The organism is Gilvimarinus xylanilyticus, assembly GCF_024195295.1.
Taxonomy (GTDB): Bacteria; Pseudomonadota; Gammaproteobacteria; order Pseudomonadales; family Cellvibrionaceae; genus Gilvimarinus; species Gilvimarinus xylanilyticus.
Window position 1 is genome coordinate 95,550 of record NZ_JAMFTH010000006.1, and the last position, 21,323, is coordinate 116,872.

Here is a 21,323-nt window from a genome sequence, read left to right on the forward strand (position 1 = left end):
ATGTAACCCGGGATGGCAACAATGGCGGACAACTCTAAACCTTTAGTGTTAATTACCGGCGGTGCCGGCAACTTAGGCGGAGCGCTGATTCAGGCGCTGGGCGATCAGTATACGGTTATCTCATTGGATCGGGACGAAGCCCCAAACGCCGATGCCAGTTTTACCCTGGATTTAACCTCACACGATTCCGTCGCCTTGGCGCTGCAGCAATGCGCGCAGGAATATGGCGAGCAGTTTGCGGCGGTTATTCACCTCGCTGCGTATTTCGATTTTACCGGCGAGCCCTCGCCGCTCTACCAGGCCGTGAATGTTGACGGTACGCGCAACCTGCTAAAAGCGCTAAACACCTACCAAGTTGAGCGCTTTTTTTACGCCAGCACCATGTTGGTCCACGAGCCAGGTGTGCCCGGCCATAAAATTACCGAACAATCACCCCTGGGCCCGTCTTGGATTTACCCCGAGTCCAAAGCCCAAGTAGAAGAAGTCATCTCTCACGAAGCTGACATGCCCTACAGCATTTTGCGCCTGGCGGGGCTCTATAATGAGCAAACCTGTGTGCCCACCTTGGCGCACCAAATCGCCCGTATTTACGAGCAGGGTTTTAAAAGCCACATGTACTCGGGCAATACCGGCGCTGGGCAGGCGTTTTTGCATACCGAGGATATGCAGGATTTATTTGTCCGCGCTGTGGCTAAACGCACCGAGTTGCCCGAACAGCATGTCGTTTTGGCCGGCGAAGAAACCACTCTGAGCTACGAGGCGTTGCAAAACCGTATTGGTGAGCTCATTCACGGCGAGCGCGAATGGCAGACTTTTGAGGTGCCGCAGACAATCGCCAAGGCCGGTGCCTGGTTGGAAGAAAAATCCGAGCCGGTGGTGCCCGACGATTTTGATAAAGGCGAGAAACCGTTTATTCGACCTTTTATGACCGAAATGGCCTCGGATCACTACGAGCTCGATTGTCGCAAAGCTAAGGTTGACTTGGGTTGGGAGCCTCAAAGACGCCTAGATCAGTGTTTAGGCGCCTTGATTCAAAACCTGAAAAAAGACCCGTTAAGGTGGTACGAAAATAACGGCATAACGCCCACCGATGATATGCGCGGCGCGAAGGAGAAAAAACAAAACCCCGACGACTTACAAAACCGCTATCAACAGCAGCAGCGCCAACTGCACGCACAGTATCTTTGGGCGCCGTTTCTCACCATGGGGCTGGGGGCTTGGCTGGTCACCTCGCCCCCGGTCATGAATTATGCACAAACGCCCCTGGCGCTCAGTGATTATATCAGTGGGGCATTACTAATACTCACGGGCTTCCTCTCGCTCAGCTGGCGATTAAACTGGGCCAGATGGGGCGGCACCTTGGTAGGTTTGTGGTTGTTGTTTGCTCCCCTGGCTTTGTGGACCCCGAGTGCAGCGGGTTATTTAAACTCGACCGTTATCGGGATGCTGGCGATTGGTTTTTCCGCCCTGGTGCCGCCTACGCCCGGCATCAGCGTAGCCGCCGAAATGACCGGGCCGACGATTCCCAAGGGCTGGGATGTTAACCCGTCCAGTTGGTTTCAGCGGGCGCCTATTATTCTGCTCGCGTTCGTGGGCTTTTTTGTGTCCCGCTATATGACTGCTTATCAGCTGGGACACATTGATGCGGTGTGGGAGCCCTTCTTTCTCGGCGGCCCGGATCCTAAAAATGGTACCGAAGAGATTATTACTTCCGAGGTCTCCGAAGCTTGGCCGGTGCCCGATGCCGGGGTCGGTGCCATGACCTACGCCTTAGAGATTCTAACCGGCTTGCTGGGGTCAACCCGACGCTGGCGAACCATGCCCTGGCTGGTCACATTGTTCGGCTTTATGATTGTGCCTTTAGGTATTGTCTCTATTGGTTTTATTATTATTCAGCCCATTGTCATTGGTACCTGGTGCACCCTGTGTTTGATCGGGGCAGCGGCGATGCTCTTGCAAATTCCCTATTCTCTGGACGAGCTTGTGGCGACTTATCAGTTCTTAAAGCGTCGGCATAAAGCGGGGCGTCCGGTGTTGAAAATATTCTTTACCGGCGATACCGATGAAGGTCCGAATGAAAAGATCAGCGATGACTTTGAGCGTTCACCGTTTGCGGTTGTTAAAGATATGTTTGCCGGTGGAGTCACCCTGCCTTGGACCATGCTGGGCGCGATTGCCGTGGGTGTATGGCTGATGCTTACCCGAGTTACGCTGGGGGCAGAAGGCACGGTGGCGCACTGGGATCATGTCGTTGGCGCTCTCGCCATCACGGCGGCGGTGTGTGCTTTTGCTGAGGTGGCAAGACTGGCACGTTGGTGTTTACTGCCGCTGGGGCTAACCCTGATCGGCGCAATGCTGGTGTCTGGTGCGCCCATGTTATCGCTAATAAACGGTATAGTCTGCGGGCTGGTGTTGATTGCGTTGTCCTTTAAGCGCTTGTCGGTTGTGGGGCAATACGACGGATGGGTTAAGGGGTAGTACACTCATTCAAGGCCGTGTTTTTCTGAGTGCACCAAGTATTACGATTCGCATAATTGCTTCTCGCCAGGTGCGGGGTTTGTTCAGTTTCATGCGTTCCAGCTCTTTGCGGTGGCCGCCTTGGTGGGTAAAACCCTGCCAAAGCAAGGGCAGCACCTGTATCGAGCCTGCTGTTTTTTTCAGCTCAGACAGTGCTACCGCGAGGCTCTGTTCTTCTTGGCTAAAATCGCTGCCTAATGGGAAGTGAGGTAAGTGGCTCGCTCTAACAGCGGCGCGCAGGGTTTGGGAAAGTTGCTCGGGGGTGTTGCGCCGGTAAGCGTGAGGAATGGTGTAATTGGTTGCAATCTTGCCTGCTTTTTGCGCCTGTTTGAGAAGCTCGTTTTGAAAGCGTGAATCGGTAACCTTAAGCATCTCAGCAATGACATCGGCATCGCTTTTCCCCCGCAGATCGGCTACCCCGTATTCGGTCACAATAATATCGCGTAAATGTCGGGGAATAGTGGTATGCCCGTATTGCCAGACGATATTAGACCTAACCTTTCCCTTGTGGGTACGGGTGGCACGTAGGGTGATGATGGAGCGCGCCTCAACGCCCAGCGCAAAAGCCTGCTCGACAAAGTTGTATTGTCCACCCACACCACTAATGACTTGTCCATTGTCTAATCCATCGGAAACCACTGCTCCCGTTAGAGTTGCCATAATCGCGCAGTTTATAAAGCGCGCGTGACGGCGTTCTCGACGCTTTTGCGCTTCCTCCCCGTACAGCTGATTGACAAAGGATACAGGCATCATCGCGATACTTTCGCGCAGCTGTTTGGGTAAAGCCTCAAGATCGCGATAGAAGCCAGGGCTGCCCATAAAGAATCCCGCGTGAATTAGAGTCCCGTTCACCTTCCGCCGGATAATTCCCTCCGTCAGTAGGGGTATAAAGCCCTCTACGAGCATTTCACTAAGGCCATAAAGTCCTTCATTAAACGGGGCGGTGTGGCCTTGGCCCTTTTCGACGCCGAGCGCTTTTTGCAAATCGACAAAAACATCGTTTTTCGTGTGGCGCATTACCAGGGCGTGGGCAATGGCGTCGCTGATTGAGCCTATGCCGATCTGCAAAGTGCCGCCGTCTTTGATTAACCCCGCAGTGTGCAGCGCGATGGCATGATCGGTAAGGGTGGCCGGGTTGCGCGGGGGCGTAAAGAGTGGGTAGTGGGTATCTTTATTTTCCAGCACTACAGAAAACTCTGGCGCTTGGCATTCGGTGTCGCCCTGCATGACAGGAAGGTTAGCGTTGATTTCGCCAGCCAGCAGGAAGTCGGCGCGTCCATCGCGGCGAACTTTGAGTAAGTCAGCGGTAATATCCGGGTTGCCACTTAAATTGTACGAATCGTCAGAGGCGCCGGGAGCGACCAGTTGCAGAACTAAATTAATACCGGCTTCCAGTAAATAGTTCAGAGCGTGGGTGTAGTTGATTGAGGCGTAGCTTTGTTGCGCCTGGGGGTTACCTAGCCACGCGGCCGGTTGAAAGAAGAACTCGGTTACTTTGATATTATTGGGCAGGGCATTGTCTCGCAGAGCGCTGGCGTACTCCAGTGTCGGATAGCCGGCAAAAAAACGCTCGCTTATAGGGGCCAAAAACCGTTTAGCCAATTCATTGCTGGGTTGGGGTATTTGTAAGGTAATTGCCGTGTAGATGTGCAACTGAATATCAGGGTTGTTGCACGCGATCTGGTATAGGGCATTAACAAGCCGGTTGGCTTTGCCAATGCCTAAGGGAAGAGCAAGATTAATCCGGTTGCCAAGACGGGCGACAATGTCCTGTGCCGCCCGCTCGGCACTCTGGTAGTGATTAGTCAGTGGCATTATCCCAGCTGCTATCGGGGGTAAAGCGCTCGCCGTACTTATCGGCAAGCCCGTCAAGGGCGTGTTTAATGTTGGCTTCGCCCCGCGTTTGACTGTAATGCATGGGGCCGCCTTTGAAGGGCGCAAACCCGGTGCCGAAAATCATGGCGCCATCCAGCAATTTTTCGTCTTCAATCACGCCCTCGCGCAAACAGGCTTTGCAGGTGTTGATAAGCGGCAAGAGTAAGCGATCGGTAAGCCCGTCGGGGACGCTGTCTACATCGCCTGATTTTTCCGGCTTATTATCCTTCCAGGTATACAGCCCTTTGCCCGTTTTCTTACCCAAGTCACCGGCCTCGACTTTTTTAATCAGCCAATCCGGCGCTTCGGGCATATTGCTGTCGAGCGAGTCACGCAGCATTTGCGCGACTCCGAGGCAAATATCCAGACCCACAATATCCGCAAGCTCAACCGGCCCCATGGGCATGCCAAAATCTTCGGCGGCTTTGTCGATAACTTCGGCCTTAACCCCTTCATCCAGCAGCACAATAGCCTCAAGCAAATAGGGCGTTAGCGCTCGGTTTACTAAAAAGCCCGGTGTACCGGCAACCGGTACTGGCAGGCGTTTGATCTTGCCGGTAAAGGCCAGGGCTTTTTGAAAGGTCTCGTCGGCAAGCTTTACGTGCTTGACCACTTCCAGCAATTGCATTTGCGCTACTGGGTTAAAGAAATGTAGCCCGACCAGAAGCTCTGGCTTTTTAAGCTCTTGGGCCAGGTCGTCCAAAGGGATACTGGAGGTGTTGGTACCCAGTATCGCGCCGTCTTTCATACGCGGCTCAATATCGGCGTAGACTTGGCGTTTAATTTCTAATTTTTCCGGCACTGCTTCAATAATAACATCGGCCAAAGAAGCGCCAGCGTGGGTTAAGTCGGGAATCAGGCGATCGAGCACTGCGCGTTTGTCTGCCTCGCCCAGGCGCTTTTTCTCGCAAAGTTTGGCGGTGCGGCCAATCGCCTTGCCGATAATCTCGGGCTTCATATCGAATAGTGTTACGGTAAAGCCCTGCAGCGCACACCAACCGGCGATATCGCCGCCCATGGCGCCCGCGCCAACCACATGCACGTGTTTGAATTGGGCCTGGGTCTCGGCGCTGCTGGCCTGCTTTTTCAGGTTCTCTTGTAAAAAGAATACCCGCACTAGATTGCGCGAGGTTTCGGTAAATAACAGCTCGCAAAAAGAGTCTATTTCAGCGCGTAGCATGGCTTTCGTATCGCCGCCGTGCTCTTCCCACAAATCAATTAATTGGTTGGGGGCTGGGTAATGCTTGGGGGGCGCCTTTTTGGCGGCCTCCTGACGCATTTTTTTGGCCGTCAATTTACGGGCCGGTCCGGTGAGCATCAGGCGTGTTTTAAAGTCGCGTTGACGCTTTTTCAGATCGCCCGATACGGCGGCGTCGATGGCCGCGTAAACATGTCGCTCGGGAACCAGAGTATCAATCAGGCCCAGCTTTTTGGCGCGGTAGTCGCGCTGGGTTTTTCCGGTCAGCATCATGGTCATGGCCTGCACCGGATCGATTAGGGCTATGCTGCGAGCAGTGCCGCCGAGGCCCGGATGCAGCCCCAAAAGAATTTCGGGAAACCCATAGGCCGAGCCCTGCACGCCAATACGATAATCACACGCCAGTGCCAATTCCAGTCCGCCCCCAAAGCAGTGGCCGTGGACTACCGCAATGGTGGTAAAGGGCAGGGCGGCAAAACGGTTGGCGACATTGTGCGCTGCCTCGAGTTTTTGTCGCGCGGCATCCAGAGTTTCCAACTGGCCAAACTCTTTAATGTCGGCGCCCACACAAAAGTTGGAGCTTTTGGCAGAACGCAGCACCAAGGCTTTGGGCTTGTCGGATTGCAAAGCCATCACAATTTCGTCCAGCTCTTCCAGCACTGGGTGAGACAAGACGTTGACGCTGGCGTCTTCGCAGTCAAACATCAGCCAGGCGATATCGTCGCTGTCGCGCTTTAATGACCAGTGGCGCCAGGTTTTCGGATCAGCATCCGAGGCGTCGGTAAAAGGACCTATGGCTTTTTCACGGCCGCGTAAGCTATTGAGAATAATACCGTTCATAAGGCCTCCTACACGGTTTCGATTAACATGGCACCGGCCTGGCCGCCGCCGATACACTGGGTTGCAATACCGCGCTTTAACCCTTTGCGGTGCAGGGCATTCATTAAATGCAGCACGATACGATTGCCGCTGGTGCCCACCGGATGCCCCAGACTGATAGCGCCGCCGTCGATGTTCAGGCGGTCGCGGTTAAATTGACCTAAGGGTTCCGAGTCGAACACGGCGCGGCAAAAATCCACGTCGTTCCAGGACGCCAGGCAGCCCAACACTTGGGCGGCGAAGGCTTCGTTCAGCTCCAGCAGCTCAATGTCATCTAAGGTCATCTTATTACGCTGCGCTAAACGGCCTGCACTGACGGCGGGGCCCAGCCCCATGATTTCTGGCTCAAGGCCCGACCATTCGCTGTCTTTGATCACCGCACGCGGGGTCAGTCCATATTTCTCTACTGCCGCTTCTGAGGCCAGAATAAGCCAGCTGGCCCCATCGGTAATTTGCGAGCTGTTGCCCGCCGTGACTTTGCCGTAAGGGCGCTCGAATACGGGTTTAAGCTTGCTAAGTTTGGCCGCGGTGCTATCGGGGCGAACGCCGTCATCCTGGGGGTAAACCTTGCCGTCGGGGGCATACAAGGGCACGACCTCGTTGTCTAGCCAGCCCTCTTGCTGGGCTTGGGCCAACAGGATATGGCTGCTGGCGGCATAGTCGTCGGCCTGTGCGCGGCTGATGTTAAACAGGTTGGCGACCACCTCGGCGGTTTGGCCCATGTTTAACTCCACCACCGGGTCTGTCAGGCCCTGTTGCAAACTGATCACAGGCTTAATGTAACCGGGTTTAAACTTGGTGAGGTGTTTGAGCTTGTCGCCCATCGAGCGGGCCAGTCCTAGCTCCGCCAGCCAGTGAGTGGCTTGGGGGGTGAGCATTAAAGGCGCGTGACTCAGCGCTTCGGTACCGCCGGCCAGCACCAGATCTTGCCGGCCCTCGCGAATATAGCGGTAAGCGGTATCCACCGATTGCATCCCCGAGCCACAGTTGATCTGCATAGTAAAAGCAGGCGTGGTCTCTGCCAGCCCTAAGCGCAAGGCGGCGATACGGGCGGGATTCATTTCGCTGGCCACCACATTAACGCAGCCCAATATCACCTGGTCAAAAGCATTTTGGGGGAGACTGTGACGCAGCAGCAAGCTGCGACCGGCCTGGACGGCCAGATCTACCGGGGTGAAGGGGCCGGGTTTACCTCGGGCTTTAAGGAAGGGGGTGCGGGCCCCGTCTACCAAATAAACGGGGCGGGTGCCCGCAGAGGATGAGGTGTAAGCGCTCATAGTGAATCCTTTGGTGGTTCGCTCGTGGATCTGAGTATGGCAGCAAATCGATTTACTTGCTTTGTCCAATTCTTTGCGTCCGTTACTCCTGTTTTTAGTCTTGCATAAAGTATGCACAAATTTTTGTCCTTGCAAACCGCATTTGCGCGCAGGGGGTTGAAAATTTTGCTCGCCCCCTCGGTGGTTTGTGCAAGTTATACAGCTTTGCGTTCCCAAATCCGGGTTCGAAGTATGGGGGGGCAGCTCTTACGCCTGCTGGAATGGCTCTTGCGTGAGACAGTTTGAACGCTTAACTCAATCGCAATATTTGCGGAGGTATGTATGAAAGTTCGCGATGTAATGAGTGAAAGACCCGAGTATCTGGAGCAGGAGGCCACGATCCGCGAGGCAGCCGAGAGAATGCGCGATGCCGATCGAGGCTTTACCCCGATTGCCCACAACGAAAAAATTGTGGGAATTGTGACGGATCGGGATATCGCCGTCCGTGCGGTTGCCGAGGGTAAGTCTCTTGATGAGCAAGTCAAAAATATCGCCAGCGGTAAGGTGCTTTACTGCTATGAAGATGATGCCATTACCGATGTCCTGCAAAGCATGCAAGACCAGCGCGTACAGCGTTTTGTGGTGTTGAACAATGACACTAACAAAGACTTTGTGGGGGTAGTGTCGCTGGGTGATATTGCCGCTCACTGCCAAAGTGGTGACCTCAGTCAGCGAGTGGTCAACGCCAGTCGGCTTTATCATTAAACGAGTTTATTCGTGAGCCGATTCGGCAGCACCGGAAGCAGTTACAATGGTTTCGGTGCACTATAACTGAACCTTGCCGCGGTTGCGTTTGATTTGCCCGCGCTGGGTTTTCTTATCCATACGTTTGTTTTGCGAACTGCGCGTTGGACGCGTGGGTTTGCGTCTTTTGGGTTGGTAGCCCGCTTTTAAAATCAACTCTTTAAGCCGGTTCAAGGCATCGTCGCGATTCTTGTCCTGGGTGCGATGTTGCTGGGCCTTAATCACCACCACCCCTTCTTTACTGATGCGTTGATCGTTCAGCTTGAGCAGTCGCTCTTTGTAGTAGGCAGGCAGAGTCGAGCGGTGGATGTCAAAGCGCAGATGCACGGCACTGGCCACTTTGTTGACGTTTTGGCCCCCCGCCCCCTGAGCGCGAATAAACTGTAAATCGATTTCCCAGTCGGCGAGAGTGACGTTATGGCTGATCTTTAACATGGCGTCAGTATATCAGCCATACGTTGTTACTGCAGATAGATATTACTGCAGGTAATCCTGAATCAGACTCTGATAGGTTATGGGCTCGGGGGTGTCGTCGATGTCCCGGGTGATTTCCAGCCAGAGTGCTTGCTTGAGCGCTGATGTTCCCTTTTCGGTCAGCGCCATAGTCAGGGTCCAGCTTGTTGCGTTGCTGTTAAAGCTCACAACTCGAGCGTGATAGAGTTTGTTGTTTGCGCTTAGGTGGTAATCGGGTTTAGCGCTCAAGTGATGAATAATGGTGTGGTTATTAATGCTGACTGAGAATCGTGCCGAGTCGTTCTGGGTTTGTACTTCTACACTGGTTTCATTCGGCAGTAAGCAATTGAAAAAGCCACGTGCGCCCAGCGTCCACATATTGCTGTAAAGATTGGGGGTGTTGATTTCGCCGGTTGGTTGACCGTTATGTCGCATGACCGTGCCGTCAACCCATACTGGGTTTAAAGAGAGTAGTGGCACTTGGGGGTTACAATTAGTTACTAAAAAACCTTGTTGCCAAGCTTGAGCCGGTACGGAAAGGGTGAGTAATAACAGGAGAGTTAAAGGTGTGAGTTTCATAAGCGTTCCTTGGCTGTTATTGATCTAAGAAGCCTCTGATTAAGTTCCCAGTGGCTTCTGTAAGCCCCGAAGGGCGCGGCCAAAACGTCCATCCGCTGCGTTGCACTTCTTGCCAAGGACTATGGCCATTGCCTGCGAAGCGCGCCAAGGGCAATGGGTTGCCCGAATGCCGGAAAGGCAGGAGCATTTTCCGGCGAAGGAGCGAACGTTTTGACTCGCGCAGAGACCGCTGGGGACTTGATCAGAGGTTCCCAAGCCAGACACTAGCGCTTATAGTGCGGGACAACAAGTCCCACCGTTAATCACACAGCACGCCAACCCTTCGTTACGCAGGCTCCTCCTCAAGGCTGGGGTAGTCGATATAGCCTTCTTTGCCTCCGCCGTAAAACAGCTCCGGGCGCGGCGTATTCAGTTCGGCGTCCAGGCGCCAGCGTTCGGGTAGGTCCGGGTTGGCGATAAAGAGCACACCGAACGCAAAAGCGTCCGCTTTGCCTTCGGTTAGCCAGCGCTCAGCACTGGATTTATCAAACTTTTCATTGGCAATGTAGACACCGCCAAAGCGCTCTTTAAGCAAGGGCCCCAGACTGTCCTCTGCCTCGTGCTCGCGGCTGCATAAGAAGGCCAAGTTGCGCTTGCCGAGTTGTTCGGCGAGGTAGCCAAAGGTTTCGCCGGGGTTGTCATCTCCCATGTCGTGGCCATCGCCGCGCGGCGCCAGGTGCATGCCTACCCGGCCAGCGGGCCATACGCTGAGCACGGCATCGGTAATTTCTAACAGTAACCGAGCGCGATTCTCCAAACTGCCGCCGTATTGATCGGTGCGCAGGTTGGTGCTGCTCTGTAAGAACTGATCCAGCAAATAGCCATTGGCGCCGTGAATCTCGACCCCATCAAAGCCGGCTTTTTTGGCGTTTTCCGCGCCTTTGCGGAAGGCTTCAATCACCTCGGCAACTTCTTCGGTGTGCAGGGCGCACGGTGTTACGTATTCTTTGATGGGCCTCACCAGGCTTACATGGCCTTCGGGTTTTAGCGCGCTGGGGGCCACCGGAAGTTGGCCGTCGAGGTACATGGGGTCAGAAATTCTGCCCACATGCCATAACTGCAGTAGTATATTGCCACCTTCGGCGTGCACCGCCTGGGTGACTTTTTGCCAGCCTTTAACCTGCTCTTCGGACCAAATGCCGGGCGTGTCTGGGTAGCCGACCCCCATAGGGGTTACCGAGGTGGCTTCACTGATGATCATTCCAGCGCCGGCTCGCTGGCGGTAGCACTCGGCCATTAAGTCGCTAGGTACCCGGCCTGCGTCGGCGCGGCAGCGGGTTAACGGGGCCATAATAATGCGATTGGCTAACGACAGTTCACCGATTTGTATGGGCTCGAACAAGCTGCTCATAAAAAAGTTCCTCAGGCGGTTAGGGTGGGCGAACGATCTCGCCGGTTCTCTTTCATATGTAGCGCAATCGGTTTAATTCAAGGCGCCATTTAACGCATCTAGGGTAAAGTTTTGTCAGAAGGTAACGCCCATAAAAATATAGGCGCTTTGGTTTCCGGTATCCGACTTACCCCAGGCGAGATAGGCCGGCCCCAGTGGGCTGTCCCACCCTAAAAACACGCTGCCCGAATAGATCAAATCGGCGTAGTCGATCTTGTCTTGTTCTACCCAGGCGTTACCCGCTTCAATCGAGCCGCCCGCGTATAGCGGAATATTGAGAATACGGTAGTTACCATCGGCCAAACGATAGGTGTAAACCATGCTGGCAAAGCGTGTGTGTTGACCCGAAATAAAGTCCGGCGGGTTACCGGATAGTTTTAAAAAACCACCCAAGCTGGAGGCACCGGTAATGGCCAGCGGGTCATCATTGAGGGTGGCGTTCAATTCCAGCTCGGCGCGCCAACTGTGTCGTTGGTATGAGGCAGCGCCGATTAATTCGGAGGTCACCTGGGTCGAATCGGTTGAGTCGCCTAACAGGTCGAATTGAGAGCGGGTTAGATTGAGTTCGTATTTCCATCCACGGCTGGGAAAACTGGGGTGATTAAGGTTGTCAAAATCAAAGTTTATCTGTACGCCTTGTTGCCGGTAGTCAATCTGTTCGGCTCCCGTGCTCTGCGCCAGTAGTGCGGGAAGTTCGAGCTCGCCCTCGGCGAAAAAGGGACCGGCGATTATGTCGAGTTTATCCGAGACGTTGTAGCCCAGTGCCCCTAAAATGCCAAACTCGGTTTCAATAATGTCGCCAAAACCAATCCCTTCGTTGCGGTAGCTGTATATGTCGCGATCGTAGCGCGCGCCCAGTTCCCAAAAGAATCGAGTGGTGTTGATGGGCCAGTAGAGTTCGGTGGAAAGTATTTTCTCGGTGCCCAGCTCTACCGTGGAATACCATTCGGCGCCGTAAGGGGAGAGATTGGTGCGTCGGTAGTTCATGCCCAGCTGGTAACGGCTCTGTGATTCCAGATCGTCTTCCAGGGATATTTTGAAGTCCATGTACCCCGGGCCCCATTCTTTCTCGTCGACAATGGTGTTCAGGGTATTGCCGCCGGTATCGTGACTGAGCGTCGTGCGAACCCGGGCAATGGTTCCCTGGCCGTAGAGTCTTTCTACCCCTTCGTGAATCTCTGCGCTGCTATACACCTGACCTTCGCGTAAATCCATGCGGTTCAGTATGTAGTCATCCCCGAGGCGAGAATGGTTGACCAGGCGAATACGATCTAAGCGCAGGGTGTGTTCGGGGTCGAGTTGTCTGTCTTGCGGCGACTGCTCGGAGAGTTCGGCAAGCGAAGCCAGGACTTTGCTGTTGGCGATCATCGGGTGGGCTTGTCGATAACCCTCGTGTGCAGCGGCGGAGACTTTATCAAAATCCAGCATGCCGATGTTATCCAACTGAAGATGAATATAAAGGTCATTTTCGGTGAGTGTTGCTTTTTGCTCGGCGACGTTTTTATGAGTTAAAAAGTTTGTAAGCTGCTTTAAGATATTGATGCTGGAACTCAGCTCTTCGCGGCTTTGATTGGCCGCTCCTATATCTACCGCAATAATGACATCGGCACCCAGGTTGCGGGCGACACTGATGGGCAGGTTATTGGCAATGCCGCCGTCCACCAGCAAATGCCCCTGGTACTCAATAGGGCGTACAATACCGGGAATGGACATTGATGCTTGTAAGGCAGTGCTTAGATCGCCGCGAGACAATACCACCTGTTCACCCGTGGTAATATCCGCTGCGACTGCGCGAAAGGGAATGGCCAGGTTATCGAAGCTTTCATAGGTCGCATGCGTACCCACTAACTGGTCGATAAGGTCTTTCATCCCCTGGCCTTGCAGCACGCCCTGGGGCAGGCGCACCGAGTGGCCGTCAAAACCTAAATCCAGATGAATCGGAAAGTCATCCAGTTGGCGCTTGCGTCGGTTGGGGATTTGGCTGCGCGGTAGGCTGTCTTGGTAGCCGCTGTCCCAGTTGGCATGGGCGAAAATCAGTTGAATCTCTTCAGCGCTTTTGCCACTGGCATACATAGCGCCCACAAACGATCCGATGCTGGTGCCTACCACCAGGTCAATGGGTACTCCCTGTGACTCCAGTGCTTCGAGCACCCCAATGTGCGCGCCGCCGCGGGCGCCGCCCCCACCCAGCACCAAACCCACACAGGGGCGGTCAGTAATGTGGCCGCATTGGTTACGTGGCGCCTCGTTGGCCCAGGTTATTAACGGCAGGCAAAGCAAAACACACCAAGTGCGCATCATGAATGTGCCCCGCAGGGTAAACCGTGACGCAAACGGGCTTTTCCCAAAGCCGTTTTGTCGCGCCCTATGCTGGCAATTGTATCGCGGGGGTGTTGCGGTAAGCTTGTGAATAGCGCCGCCGCTTGGGTACCTTTGTTATTCTGCCGGGTAAATATGTGTTTCCATTCTTTCACTGTGAGCCCCCTTTCCGTATGGGGCTATTATAGAAAAGAATCGCCGATAAAAAACGCGCCCGGAGGCGCGTTTTAAGTTGTTAGTCTTTCAGCGGCTTGTATTTCATCCGCTTGGGCTGGGCATCCTGCCCTTTGCGTTTGATAAAGTCTTCGTGGTAATCGGTGTAGTTACCTTCGAAGAACTCCACTTCCGAGTCGCCTTCGTAGGCGAGAATATGGGTGGCGATACGATCCAGGAACCAGCGATCGTGCGAAATCACCATCACGCAGCCGGGGAAGGCGAGAATCGCGTCTTCCAGGGCGCGCAGGGTTTCTACGTCCAGGTCGTTGGACGGTTCGTCCAACAAGAGTACGTTGGCCCCTTGTTTAAGAGTGTTGGCCAGGTGCAGGCGGCCGCGCTCACCACCGGACAGCTCGCCCACGCGTTTTTGCTGGTCCGAGCCTTTAAAGTTAAAGCGGCCCACGTACGAGCGGCTGGATACTTCGTAGTTGCCGATGCGCAGAATATCCTGGCCGTCAGAGATGGCTTCCCACACGGTTTGGTTGTCCTGCAGGTTTTCACGGCTTTGTTCTACGTAGGCGACGTTGACCGTTTCGCCCAGGGTCACAGTACCGCTGTCGGGTTGTTCGGTGCCGGCAATCATACGGAACAGGGTGGATTTACCCGCACCATTACCGCCCACGATCCCCACCACGGCCCCTTTGGGGATGCTCATGGTCAGGTTGTCGATTAGCAGGCGATCGCCATAGCCTTTGCTGACGTTTTCCAGCTCGATGACTTTATCGCCCAAGCGCTCGCCCGGCGGGATATAGATTTCGTTGGTTTCGTTGCGGGTCTGGAATTCCTGGCTTTGCAGCTCATCAAAGCGGGCCAATCGCGCCTTGCTTTTGGCCTGACGGCCTTTGGGATTGGTGCGCACCCACTCCAGCTCGGCCTTAATGGCTTTTTGATGCGAGGCTTCTGACTTGGCTTCTTGCTCCAGACGTTTTTCTTTCGCTTCCAGCCAATCGGAGTAGTTGCCCTCGTAGGGAATGCCGTGGCCGCGGTCCAGTTCCAGAATCCAGCCGGCGGCATTGTCCAAAAAGTAGCGGTCGTGGGTAATGGCCACTACGGTGCCGTTAAAGTTTTGCAGGAACTGCTCCAGCCAGAACACACTTTCGGCGTCCAGGTGGTTGGTGGGCTCGTCCAGCAGCAGCATGTCGGGGCGCGATAGCAGCAGGCGGCACAGGGCCACGCGGCGGCGCTCACCACCGGACAGCTTGGTCACGTCGGCATCCCAGGGCGGCAGGCGCAGGGCGTCGGCGGCCACCTCGAGAGTGTTGTTCAGGTTGTGTCCGTCCCAGGCCTGAATAATGTCTTCGCAGCGCGCCTGTTTTTTCGCCAGCTCGTCAAAGTCGGCGTCCGGGTCGGCGTAGTCGATGTAAATTTGTTCCAGTTCGGCCAGTGCATCCACCGCCTCGCGCACGCCGTCTTCGACGTTGCCGCGCACGTCTTTTTCCGGGTCCAGCTCGGGCTCCTGGGGCAGGTAGCCGATTTTGATGTCCGGCATGGGGCGGGCTTCGCCGTTATATTCGGTGTCAACGCCAGCCATAATCCGCAGCAGCGTGGACTTACCCGAGCCATTTAAGCCCAAAACACCAATCTTGGCGCCGGGAAAGAACGACAGAGAAATGTCTTTAAGAATTTCGCGTTTCGGGGGGACGACCTTGCCCACCCGGTTCATGGTGAATACGTACTGTGCCATTTAGCTTGCCTCATGCTGGCCGCCAGCGGGCGGAATTGGCCGGAGTTGGCCGGTTGGAATAAAACGCGCAAGTTACCGAAAGGCGGGGGGAAATACAACTGGCCCGCTCTAGGGAGGGGCAATTTAGCTCACTCGGTCATAGGCCGCACACGAATCTGTAACAATGCCCCGCTAGGCTCTTGTCCGACTTAACTTGAAGATCGACAGGAGCAGTATTCATGAGAAAGCGTTTTCCGTATATCTTGGCCGCCTGCAGCGCCTTGGCATTGGTCGGTTGTGGCAGTGACGATGACGACAGCAGTGAAAACCCGGTGGTTGAGACGCCGGCGTCTATTTCGCTGGATTTTGTGGGCCGCTACAGCGCGGGCCAGTTTGACGAGTCCGCCGCCGAAATTCCCGCCTATGACGCCGCCAGCCAGCGCTTGTTTGTGGTAAATGCCGAAAAAGGCATGGTCGATGTGCTGGATATGGCCGACCCGGAAACCCCTTCTCTGATCGACACTCTGGATGGCAACAGTGTCCTCAGTGGCGGCGAAGTAAATTCCGTGGCCGTGTACGAGGGGGTGGTGGCCATTGCCATCGAGGCAGACGAGAAAACCGAAAACGGCGCTGTGGCATTATTTAAAGCCGATGACTTGTCGCTTATCGCAAGCGTAGGCGTGGGTGCCCAGCCGGATATGCTGACCTTTACTCCCGATGGCAGTTATGTGCTGGCCGCCAACGAAGGCGAGCCCAGCGACGATTACCAAATTGATCCCGAAGGCTCTATTGCGGTTATCGATGTGACCGATATGGCCAACCCATCTGTCGCTACCGCAGGCTTTAGCAGCTTTAACAGCGATGCGGCCACTTTACGCGATCAGGGCGTGCGCATTTACGGCCCCATGGCTACTGTCGCTCAGGACCTGGAGCCCGAGTATATTGCCGTCTCTGGCGATAGCATGACCGCCTGGGCAGTACTGCAAGAAAATAATGCCATCGCTCGTATCGACGTGCGCTCGGCCACGGTGGAGAACATTGTCGCCCTGGGGTACAAGGACCATAGCCTCGAGTCCAACGACTTTGGTTCGGGCAACGCCATGGATGTGAGTGACGAAGGGCCGGTTGAAATCAAAACCTGGCCCGGTGTGCGCGGCTTATACCTGCCAGATGCTATGGCCTCGTATGATGTGGACGGCATGACTTATCTGATCACCGCTAACGAGGGCGATGCCCGCGCCTGGGGTGAAGACACCGACGCCTATTGGGAAGGCGATGCCAGCAAAGGTTTTGTGGAAGAGTTTCGGGTTAAACATTTGGTGCATGCCGACGGCTTTGACCGCCGGGCCAACGACGACCTGCCCCCGCAATTGCGCGAGCTGGCCGCCGGCGCGCTGCTTAATCCCACTACCTTCTCTTACTGTGGCGCCGCCGCCGGTGACGCGGGCGATTGTCGCGAGGACGAAGTGCTGGGCCGCTTAAACATTACCTGGACTCAGGGTTATCGCACTAACATGGATGGCTCGCCCGTCTTGTTTGATGCCGATGGCAACGAATCCGCCGATGGCGACCGCCTGATGTACGACAACCTCTACAGCTACGGCGCCCGTTCGTTCTCCATCTGGGACGAAGAGGGCCAGTTGATCTGGGACTCGGGCGATGCCATCGAGCAATACCTGGCGGGCAGTGATTGTATGCTGGGTGCCGATCGCAATATTCCCTGTGCCGATTACTTTAATAGCGCCCACGACGAAGGCGACGAAAAAGACAGCCGCAGCGACGCCAAAGGCCCCGAGCCCGAAGGCGTGGCAATCGGCCAGATTGGTGAAAAAACCTTTGCCTTTATCAGTTTAGAGCGTATGGGCGGCGTGATGGTGTATGACGTAACCGACCCCGAAATGCCAGAATTTATGGATTACCTAAACACCCGCGAGGACTGGGACACCGAAGACACCGAAAGCGTCTTGGACACTGCTGGTGATTTGGGGCCAGAAGGTTTGGTGTTTATCCCGGCCCAAGACTCACCTACCGATGACGCCTTGCTCGTGGTCGGTAACGAGGTTAGCGGGACTACGACTGTGTACAAAATCGAGCAAACCTTTGCCGAGTAATCTTGTCGCTGTCAAATAAGAAAGGGGGCCAGGTTGTCGCTGGTGCCCCTTTTTTTGTGGCTTGCCATTGGTGCGCGCGATTAACGCCGGCACACCCGATAGGCTTTTCTAAGCCTGTCAAACACTAAAACGATTTAATGCCTCGCGGTTCTCGGTCACCATAGATCGCAGAGTACTTGCCTCCTTCACCAGTTGTTCGGCCAGCTCCGAAAGCTGGCGCCCTTCGTCGTTAATCTGGGTTGAGTTCGAGCCTATATGTTCCATGGCTTCGCGCTGGGCCTCAATCGCGTGGGCAATAGCTTGCGACATCGTGGTGACCTGGCGCGAGTCCTCGGCAATGGTCGATAGTCGCTCACCCACCGCGAGTATTCGCTCGCTGCTGCTGGTCAGAACCTTATGGTTTTTTGCCATAGCGCTGACGGTATCCGACACGCTGCTATTCAGCGCGGCAATCAGTTCGCTAATATCGCTGGCCGAGTGTTTGGTGCGCGCCGCCAGGGTGCGCACCTCGTCGGCCACCACCGCAAAGCCACGGCCGGACTCTCCCGCCCGGGCCGCCTCAATCGCGGCGTTTAGGGCCAGCAGGTTAGTTTGTTCTGAAATGGCAGTAATGCTGTCGACAATTGCACCGACCGCGTGAGTGTCACTGTTCACCTGGTTAAGCGAAGCTGACAGCGTCGACATATCTGTCTCCAGGGTTTGAATAGAGCTGACAATATCGGTCATATGGTCGCTGGCGGTGGAAACTTCACTATCCAGATCGTTCATTAGATCGACCGATTGGGTGCTGCTGTGCTCGATTTCGGCAATGCTGGACAATACCTCTTGCGAGGCCTGCGCGATACCGGACGACTGCCGATACTGCGAGGCGCTGATATCCTCTACGCAACTGCTGGCCCGGTCCAGCTCGTGGCTGAGCGTTTCCAGCCCCTTGGCGCGCTCGCGTAGGCCCACAAACACCTGGCTTAACGAGCGCACCAGCTCGTGCAAGGCGCGCTCGGATTGCGAGCGGGTTAGCACCGGGCGCGGGGCCAGGTTATGACTGGCGGCAATATCCTGAACAATATCAATCACCACCGTATCGGCCTGGGTTCGGCGGCGCAGTAGCTCGGCCAAAATGGCTAGAATAACCGCCTCCGAGGCGGCAAAGGCCGCGTGTAAAAAGGTAATACCCCAATTGCAGTTGACGGCGAATGCCATCAGGGGCATACCCGCGACACTGACACCGGCTAGCTGCCAAGCCGTAAAGCTAATATGGTGCAGTGCTACGGTCAGCAGGGCGGCGAATATGGGGCGCCAGTCTTCATAAATTAAAAACACCGCCATCATCGCAAAAATATGAAAGTGCATTTCAATCATGCCCATTTGCAACTGGATGAGCAGCGCGGAAAAGCTCATCATTAAAATGGCAAAAATGACCGATAACACCCACTGTCCCCGCAGCAGCCAATAACATCCCAGGCCCACGGCACCCAAGATCAGACCGCCAATGACGCTTAGGCCTAACAGAGCGGCCCCGGTTAGGCCCGATATCAGCATAACCGGGAGTTGCAAAAGCAGAATAATTAGAACAGAGCGATCATTTTTTGCCTGTAACTGTTGCGCGATGCTCATGCTGATACCTCAAAGAATAGACAGGGTGGATAACTGTTGGGTAATAGCCTCAGCTTGCAGAGGCTGTTGGTTAAAGACCGCCGCAAGTTTGCCGCTGCGGTGCAGCAAATACACCCGATTGACATGATGGGCGGGGCTTTTTGCTGCTGAATTGTCGCGCAGTTCACGCCGCAGCTGAGATAACGCTTCGGGAGAAAGCCGGCCCGACTTGACCCCCAGCGAATCGATATGCCGCTGTCGCAGCGCGGGAGTATCCGTGTTCGGCTCTAAGGTAACGTAGAGTACTTGAACCGTGCCCGATGGCAGGGTTCGTGCAATGCCGGCAAGCTCGCCCAGACGCGCGGGGCAGACATTCTGGCAAGAGAGAAACCCCAAAAATAACAGCGTAAACGGCGCCTGAGACTCGCTGAGCGAATGCCATTGCGCCTGGGTGTCCTGCCAGCTAAAAGGCGTTATAGCAGGGTAAGACTGGGGTGCGGGCCAGAGCAGGGCAGCCAGCCATAGGCTGGCGGGCAGTGCCGCCAAAGCCGTGAATACGGCGGCAATTGTGATAGCGGTGCGTTTCATATTACTTGGTTCAGGTATCTATTATCTCTTCCGAGCGCCGCAAAATGCCCGGTCGTGCAGTGTCTTCTAACGTTGGTAGGCAGATTGAGAATCATTACTGGCGCATCTATATATTCGATGCCGACACGTCGAGTATAGTCGCTGCTGCCGCTAATGCGATTGTGCGCCAACACAGTTTTCGCCAGTCTCGCGGGGTTTGGTATTTTGTCATCGGTGTGTATACGGCAGAATCAGAGCCGCAGATCAGTCAGCGTGATTAAGCCGCTCGGCTATGCATGGGCCCAATAAACCTAACTGTAACCGGTCGGGAGACGTGACCTTGAAATGAAACTGATTAATGCAAAAGACGAACGCTGCTGGCAATACGCCTCGAAAATCTTAACGCAAGTGGTGCTGTCGCTACAGAAAAAATCCCGCCCTTTGTGGACGCAGCGGCAAGTAACGGTAGCGGCACTGAAAGAATCTTACCAGTTGGCTGAGCTTTTCTTTCTCGTGGTGGATAATGCCACGGTGGGAGTCGTTTTTATTCAAAAAACCGATCCAGATTTTTGGCCCGAAATAACTGCAATGGACACCTGGTTTGTGCACAAGCTGGCGATTCTTCCGGCGAACCAGGGTGCTGGCATCGGCAACTTGGCTATGGAGTGTATCGAACGCGTGGCTAAAAACAATAATATCCGTTGGCTGCGGCTGGACTGTGACGACCGCCCGGAATTACACCGTTTTTATCGCCAGCTGGGGTTTGAGTTTGTCGATATAAAAGATATGAAAGCGTTTAAAGTGGCGCGGTATCAGAAGATGGTTTAATCCCAAGGGTGTATTTTTACGGGGTTGTAAATTCAGTGTTGCCCGGTAATATTGTTGCGGTTGGAGTCGCGATACCATTTAGGTGGGCTATTACTAGGTGAGCTATTACCTTTGGGATAGTTTATTAAAAGAAATCGCGATGACTTTTTGCTTGGCAGGGAAGCTTACGATGGGGCGACTCTTATAATGCTGTTCAGCGTTCAGCGTTCAGCGTTCAGCGTTCAGCGTTCAGCGTTCAGCGTTCAGCGTTCAGCGTTCAGCGTTCAGCGTTCAGCGTTCAGCGTTCAGCGTTCAGCGTTCGTTCCCCGTCAACCGCTCCCCTATCGCTTCAAACGTCCGGCCTCAGACATCCGACACCTCTACTTATTCCCCCATATCCGCGCCACGGCCCGATCTTCCCCCAGCGCCCCCACAATCAATCCATACAGTCCAGCCAGAATAAAAACAACCACGGGAAAGTAGTAACCGGGGTCGGCCCCTTCGGGAATCAGCCAAGCAGCCAGCAAGCCTAAAAAGGTAAAGGCCGTGCCGAAAAATAATAAAATTTTGCGGCTTAGTGGTTTGTAGTGGTAGGGCTCGCTGCCCGCCTCTAGCGGGGCGAGCAGCGGGCGGGCGATTTTACGTAGCGTGGTTTTCAAAACTTAGTCTTCCGCCTCGATGGCCGCTTTGTAGCCGTCGGCGTCCAGGGCGTCTTCCAGCTCGGCCAGGTCGGTGGGCTTAACCTTAAAGAACCAGCCGTCGTCGAAGGGCGAGCTGTTAACCTGCTCGGGTTCGTCTTCCAGGGCTTCGTTAACGGCAATCACTTCGCCGCTGATGGGTGAGTAAATGTCGGAGGCGGCCTTTACCGACTCGACCACACCGGCTTCTTCACCGGCGGATACGGTGGCGCCCACTTCGGGGGTTTCAACGTAAACCACATCGCCCAGGCTGTCTTGGGCGTGGTCGGTAATGCCGATGGTGACGGTGCCGTCTTCTTCCACACGGGCCCACTCGTGGCTGGGCAGATATTTCAGTTCGCTGCGAATTTCGCTCATGG

16 protein-coding genes are annotated in these 21,323 nt (G+C 54.9%); 4 read left to right on the top strand and 12 right to left on the bottom strand.

The window, feature by feature from the left end; all coding sequences use genetic code 11:
* The first annotated feature begins 21 nt into the window (after positions 1–21).
* Positions 22–2,478, top strand: a complete 2,457-nt coding sequence (locus M6D89_RS15265; RefSeq protein WP_253968960.1) for a vitamin K epoxide reductase family protein — start codon at positions 22–24, stop codon at positions 2,476–2,478.
* Between the two features lie 9 nt (positions 2,479–2,487).
* Here M6D89_RS15265 and M6D89_RS15270 read toward each other — a convergent pair whose 3' ends face one another.
* Genes M6D89_RS15270 through M6D89_RS15280 form a run of 3 tightly spaced genes read right to left on the bottom strand, consistent with a single transcriptional unit; the run spans position 2,488 to position 7,746 of the window.
* A complete protein-coding gene (locus M6D89_RS15270) occupies positions 2,488–4,332 on the bottom strand; it encodes an acetyl-CoA hydrolase/transferase C-terminal domain-containing protein (protein WP_253968961.1) in 1,845 nt (614 codons plus the stop codon).
* Positions 4,319–6,430, bottom strand: a complete 2,112-nt coding sequence (locus M6D89_RS15275) for a 3-hydroxyacyl-CoA dehydrogenase NAD-binding domain-containing protein (RefSeq protein WP_253968962.1) — start codon at positions 6,428–6,430, stop codon at positions 4,319–4,321. Before M6D89_RS15275 ends, M6D89_RS15270 begins: the two co-directional genes overlap by 14 nt.
* An 8-nt stretch (positions 6,431–6,438) precedes the next feature.
* Positions 6,439–7,746, bottom strand: coding sequence for an acetyl-CoA C-acetyltransferase (locus M6D89_RS15280; RefSeq protein ID WP_253968963.1), 1,308 nt, complete (start codon positions 7,744–7,746; stop codon positions 6,439–6,441).
* Between the two features lie 321 nt (positions 7,747–8,067).
* Between M6D89_RS15280 and M6D89_RS15285 the strand changes: the two genes are divergently transcribed.
* A complete protein-coding gene (locus M6D89_RS15285) occupies positions 8,068–8,490 on the top strand; it encodes a CBS domain-containing protein (RefSeq protein WP_253968964.1) in 423 nt (140 codons plus the stop codon).
* 60 nt (positions 8,491–8,550) lie between these two features.
* On the opposite strand, the gene arfB is transcribed toward M6D89_RS15285, so the two are convergent.
* The 5 genes from arfB to ettA all read right to left on the bottom strand — a co-directional run bounded on the left by arfB (position 8,551) and on the right by ettA (position 15,209).
* Positions 8,551–8,964 carry an alternative ribosome rescue aminoacyl-tRNA hydrolase ArfB gene (gene arfB, locus M6D89_RS15290; protein WP_253968965.1) on the bottom strand — a complete coding sequence of 138 codons (414 nt, stop codon included), beginning with the start codon at positions 8,962–8,964 and terminating at the stop codon, positions 8,551–8,553.
* A 42-nt stretch (positions 8,965–9,006) separates the two neighbouring features.
* Complete coding sequence (locus tag M6D89_RS15295; protein ID WP_253968966.1) at positions 9,007–9,417, bottom strand: hypothetical protein; 411 nt, start codon at positions 9,415–9,417, stop codon at positions 9,007–9,009.
* Positions 9,418–9,886: 469 nt separating this feature from the next.
* Positions 9,887–10,951 carry an alkene reductase gene (locus tag M6D89_RS15300; protein ID WP_253968967.1) on the bottom strand — a complete coding sequence of 355 codons (1,065 nt, stop codon included), beginning with the start codon at positions 10,949–10,951 and terminating at the stop codon, positions 9,887–9,889.
* Positions 10,952–11,065: 114 nt separating this feature from the next.
* Positions 11,066–13,291, bottom strand: a complete 2,226-nt coding sequence (locus tag M6D89_RS15305; protein WP_253968968.1) for a patatin-like phospholipase family protein — start codon at positions 13,289–13,291, stop codon at positions 11,066–11,068.
* Positions 13,292–13,544: 253 nt separating this feature from the next.
* Positions 13,545–15,209 (bottom strand): energy-dependent translational throttle protein EttA, encoded by a 1,665-nt coding sequence (ettA, locus tag M6D89_RS15310; RefSeq protein WP_253968969.1) that lies wholly within the window; start codon positions 15,207–15,209, stop codon positions 13,545–13,547.
* Positions 15,210–15,427: 218 nt separating this feature from the next.
* Between ettA and M6D89_RS15315 the strand changes: the two genes are divergently transcribed.
* Positions 15,428–17,299 (top strand): choice-of-anchor I family protein, encoded by a 1,872-nt coding sequence (locus M6D89_RS15315; RefSeq protein ID WP_253968970.1) that lies wholly within the window; start codon positions 15,428–15,430, stop codon positions 17,297–17,299.
* 117 nt (positions 17,300–17,416) lie between these two features.
* Here M6D89_RS15315 and M6D89_RS15320 read toward each other — a convergent pair whose 3' ends face one another.
* Positions 17,417–18,913, bottom strand: coding sequence for a methyl-accepting chemotaxis protein (locus tag M6D89_RS15320; RefSeq protein WP_253968971.1), 1,497 nt, complete (start codon positions 18,911–18,913; stop codon positions 17,417–17,419).
* Positions 18,914–18,922: 9 nt separating this feature from the next.
* Positions 18,923–19,480 carry an SCO family protein gene (locus M6D89_RS15325; protein WP_253968972.1) on the bottom strand — a complete coding sequence of 186 codons (558 nt, stop codon included), beginning with the start codon at positions 19,478–19,480 and terminating at the stop codon, positions 18,923–18,925.
* A 324-nt stretch (positions 19,481–19,804) separates the two neighbouring features.
* On the opposite strand from M6D89_RS15325, the gene M6D89_RS15330 reads away from it, so the two are divergent.
* Complete coding sequence (locus tag M6D89_RS15330) at positions 19,805–20,287, top strand: GNAT family N-acetyltransferase (RefSeq protein WP_253968973.1); 483 nt, start codon at positions 19,805–19,807, stop codon at positions 20,285–20,287.
* A gap of 359 nt (positions 20,288–20,646) precedes the next feature.
* Here M6D89_RS15330 and M6D89_RS15335 read toward each other — a convergent pair whose 3' ends face one another.
* Both M6D89_RS15335 and gcvH read right to left on the bottom strand, forming a co-directional pair.
* Positions 20,647–20,925 carry a hypothetical protein gene (locus tag M6D89_RS15335; RefSeq protein WP_253968974.1) on the bottom strand — a complete coding sequence of 93 codons (279 nt, stop codon included), beginning with the start codon at positions 20,923–20,925 and terminating at the stop codon, positions 20,647–20,649.
* A gap of 3 nt (positions 20,926–20,928) precedes the next feature.
* Complete coding sequence (gcvH, locus tag M6D89_RS15340; protein ID WP_253968975.1) at positions 20,929–21,321, bottom strand: glycine cleavage system protein GcvH; 393 nt, start codon at positions 21,319–21,321, stop codon at positions 20,929–20,931.
* Positions 21,322–21,323 lie beyond the last annotated feature (2 nt).